Source organism: Acinetobacter sp. 1000160 (assembly GCF_000588715.1).
Lineage (GTDB): Bacteria > Pseudomonadota > Gammaproteobacteria > Pseudomonadales > Moraxellaceae > Acinetobacter > Acinetobacter courvalinii.
In genome coordinates this window covers 1-2,980 of the sequence record NZ_JFWP02000017.1, presented here as the reverse complement: position 1 = coordinate 2,980, position 2,980 = coordinate 1, and the positions used below count along the sequence as shown (strand labels likewise).

General features: G+C 42.2%; 3 protein-coding genes, 1 tRNA gene and 1 pseudogene. All 5 read right to left on the bottom strand.

The features are described 5' to 3' along the window. The coding region (locus J699_RS00265; RefSeq protein WP_131224146.1) for a lycopene cyclase family protein at nucleotides 1-143 on the bottom strand (143 nt) is incomplete at its 3' end. A gap of 246 nt (nucleotides 144-389) precedes the next feature. Beyond that, a pseudogene (locus J699_RS00270) lies at nucleotides 390-956 on the bottom strand (nuclease-related domain-containing protein); the annotation flags it as partial. 142 nt (nucleotides 957-1,098) lie between these two features. Next, a tRNA-Pro gene (locus tag J699_RS00275) sits at nucleotides 1,099-1,175 on the bottom strand. 140 nt (nucleotides 1,176-1,315) lie between these two features. Beyond that, nucleotides 1,316-2,380, bottom strand: coding sequence for a quinolinate synthase NadA (nadA, locus tag J699_RS00280; RefSeq protein ID WP_005228872.1), 1,065 nt, complete (start codon nucleotides 2,378-2,380; stop codon nucleotides 1,316-1,318). Between the two features lie 143 nt (nucleotides 2,381-2,523). Beyond that, a partial coding sequence (locus J699_RS00285) for a bifunctional ornithine acetyltransferase/N-acetylglutamate synthase (RefSeq protein ID WP_032882999.1) occupies nucleotides 2,524-2,980 on the bottom strand: 457 nt, incomplete at its 5' end.

Sequence of the window (2,980 nt, the reverse complement as noted above, 5' to 3'; positions counted from 1 at the left end):
GTATTCACCAGCCAGCTATTACCCTCTCCACCGGCTTCTAATAAACATACCGAAATATTCGGGTTCTCGGTTAAGCGTCCAGCCAGCACCGAACCTGCCGAACCACCACCTATAATTACAAAATCAAAAGCTGTTTGTGTCATCTCAATACTCTGTTTTTTCTTTTTAAAAAGCGGCAATAGTATGCCGAACATGGCATTTCAATACTGTTGTATTTATCTAACCATTTTACTTCATCAAAATTAACTTAACTGGAACGCAATCAAACTACAAGCGCTAAATCTTTCAGTCGATATGCAATAAATCGCAAGTATGCAGAATCAGGAAACAGAGTCTTTCTCCAGTTTTTTCTGTTTTAAATATTCAACATGCTATCGGTCTGTTTTCTAAGATGGCTCCAGTACTTCTTTTTCTATACGATAACGAACTCTTTTTTGTTTCATCGGACTAATCACTTCTTGGTTAAAACCTTTTATATAGTTTAACCAGAATTTACCACGGCATACATTTTCAGGCATTACTGTTTTAAATTCACTCCGTGCGGTAAATACAATAACTGAATGGATATGTTCAAGCGCCAAAACATCATTTAAAACCATTTCCAGTACTTTGCTATGTTTATAGTTCTGATGCAAAGGATTCTGAAACTTATAGCTTTTTTTATAAATTTTCTGTGTCCACTGTTTTTGTCGTGCATTACCAAAAATCCAGCCTGTATAATTTTTGGTTTCGATAATAAATATCCCGTATGGGCTTATCAGAATATGATCAATTTGTGTGGTACCTTGTTCCTGATCTGGCAGCGTACAGTTATTTAATAAGATATATTCCTCACCTAGGTTCTTATTCACATCGGCTGAAACCTGCATCTCACCAACTTTACCTTTAAAATGCGGTGATTTTAAATAAGCAATCAGAATAAATAGAATAAACATCAAAATAAAATAGAAAAACATATCCCCGATCCTACTTATAATTTTTAAACGTTTAAGAAAATAATTTTAATAAGATTTATAAATATCATATTTTAGGTTAGGAAAAAATCCAGACGTAAAAAAACCGCTAAATTAGCGGTATTTTATCTCATCTTTAAGATGATGGTCGGAGCAGTAGGATTCGAACCTACGACCCCCTGGTCCCAAACCAGGTGCACTACCAGGCTGTGCTATGCTCCGATTTCTCAGCTTTTAGTGTATCGCACATCGTGCGGTACGGTGTGCATTCTAGGCGCGACGCCCTAGAACGTCAACACCTATTTTTCAAAAATATTAAAAATCCTTACCAAATGTATATTTAACAAGCATCTTGATGCTTTTTAACGCTTTAATGAGGCACTAAAGTTCAACATTCGATCTAAAGGCAATTTAGCGCGTTCCGCCAAGGCCGGATCAACGTGTATTTCTTGATCGGCATGCTGCAAGACATGCAAAATTCCATCCAGTTCGTTCATTGCCATCCACGGACAATGTGCACATGAACGGCAAGTTGCCCCCTCACCTGCAGTTGGTGCTTCAAATAATTCTTTATCAGGCACCGCTTGCTGCATTTTATAGAAAATACCCCGATCGGTTGCCACGATCATTTGCTGATGCGGTAAAGTCTGGGCAGCTTTGATCAGTTGCGAGGTACTTCCCACGGCATCGGCAATATCGACCACCGATTCAGGTGACTCTGGGTGCACCAATACCGCTGCATCTGGATAAAGCGCTTTCATTTGCGCAATGCCGCGGGCACGGAATTCTTCATGCACGATACAGGCACCATCCCACAACAACATATCAGCGCCAGTTTTCTTCTGAATATAGCGGCCTAAATGCTGATCTGGTGCCCAAATAATTTTTTCACCCAAACTGTCCAGATGCTCAATGATCTCAACCGCACAACTTGAAGTCACCACCCAGTCAGCACGTGCTTTCACTGCTGCTGAAGTATTGGCATACACCACCACGGTATGATCAGGATGCTGATCACAGAATGCCGCGAACTCATCCACAGGGCAACCCAAATCCAGTGAGCAGGTTGCTTCCAGTGTCGGCATCAATACCGTTTTTTCCGGTGACAAGATTTTGGAGGTTTCACCCATAAACTTTACACCCGCTACCACCAGCGTCGTTGCAGGATGATCGCGACCAAAACGCGCCATTTCCAATGAATCAGAAACACAGCCACCCGTCAGTTCTGCAAGCTCTTGCACTTCCGGATCACAGTAATAGTGCGCCACAAGCACAGCATTACGTTTTTTAAGCTCTGCTGCGATTTGAGCGAACTTTTCTTGTTTCACTTCTGGGCTGAGGCTATTGTCCTTTGGCTCGCCCAAACGATCTAAATGCGCCTGCACAATATTTTTGGCTTCGTTCGCAATTAAATTCGCATCATTCATAAAACGTCTTCTCTATCCTGCGTGCTTGCATCATTGCAAAGCTATAACGTGGGTGTCGGGGTGATCATTTATTAAGAATCACACTGTCCACAAACCAGCTTATAAAAAAAGCCCCACTGTGGAGGCTTCATTATAACGCAAATTTATGAGCGATAATCGGCATTAATTTTCACATAGTCGTAAGAAAAATCACAGGTATAAACCGTGTCTTTTGCCGTACCACGACCAAGATCAATCCGGATGGTAATTTCTTTTTCAGCCATCACCGCAGCACCTGCTGCTTCGGTATAGTCTGGGTTTGCACCACCATCCAGGCAAATTTGCACGTCACCCAACCAGACTTGAACCTTGCTACTGTCGAGATTTGGCACGCCCGCCTTACCAATCGCCATCACAATACGGCCCCAGTTTGGATCTGACGCAAATAATGCAGTTTTAATGAGTGGTGACTCGGCAACGCTATACGCCACATCACAACATTCTTGCGTATTTGCACCGCCCTCAACCTGAACCGTGATGAATTTGGTTGCACCCTCACCATCACGTACGATTAATTGCGCCAGACGATCCATAATACGTGCAAGTACATCGAGCACGTGT

What these genes read in the sequence shown, in the direction of transcription:
- nadA (WP_005228872.1), bottom strand. Translation starts at nt 2,380, where the DNA reads ATGAATGATGCGAATTTAATTGCGAACGAAGCCAAAAATATTGTGCAG.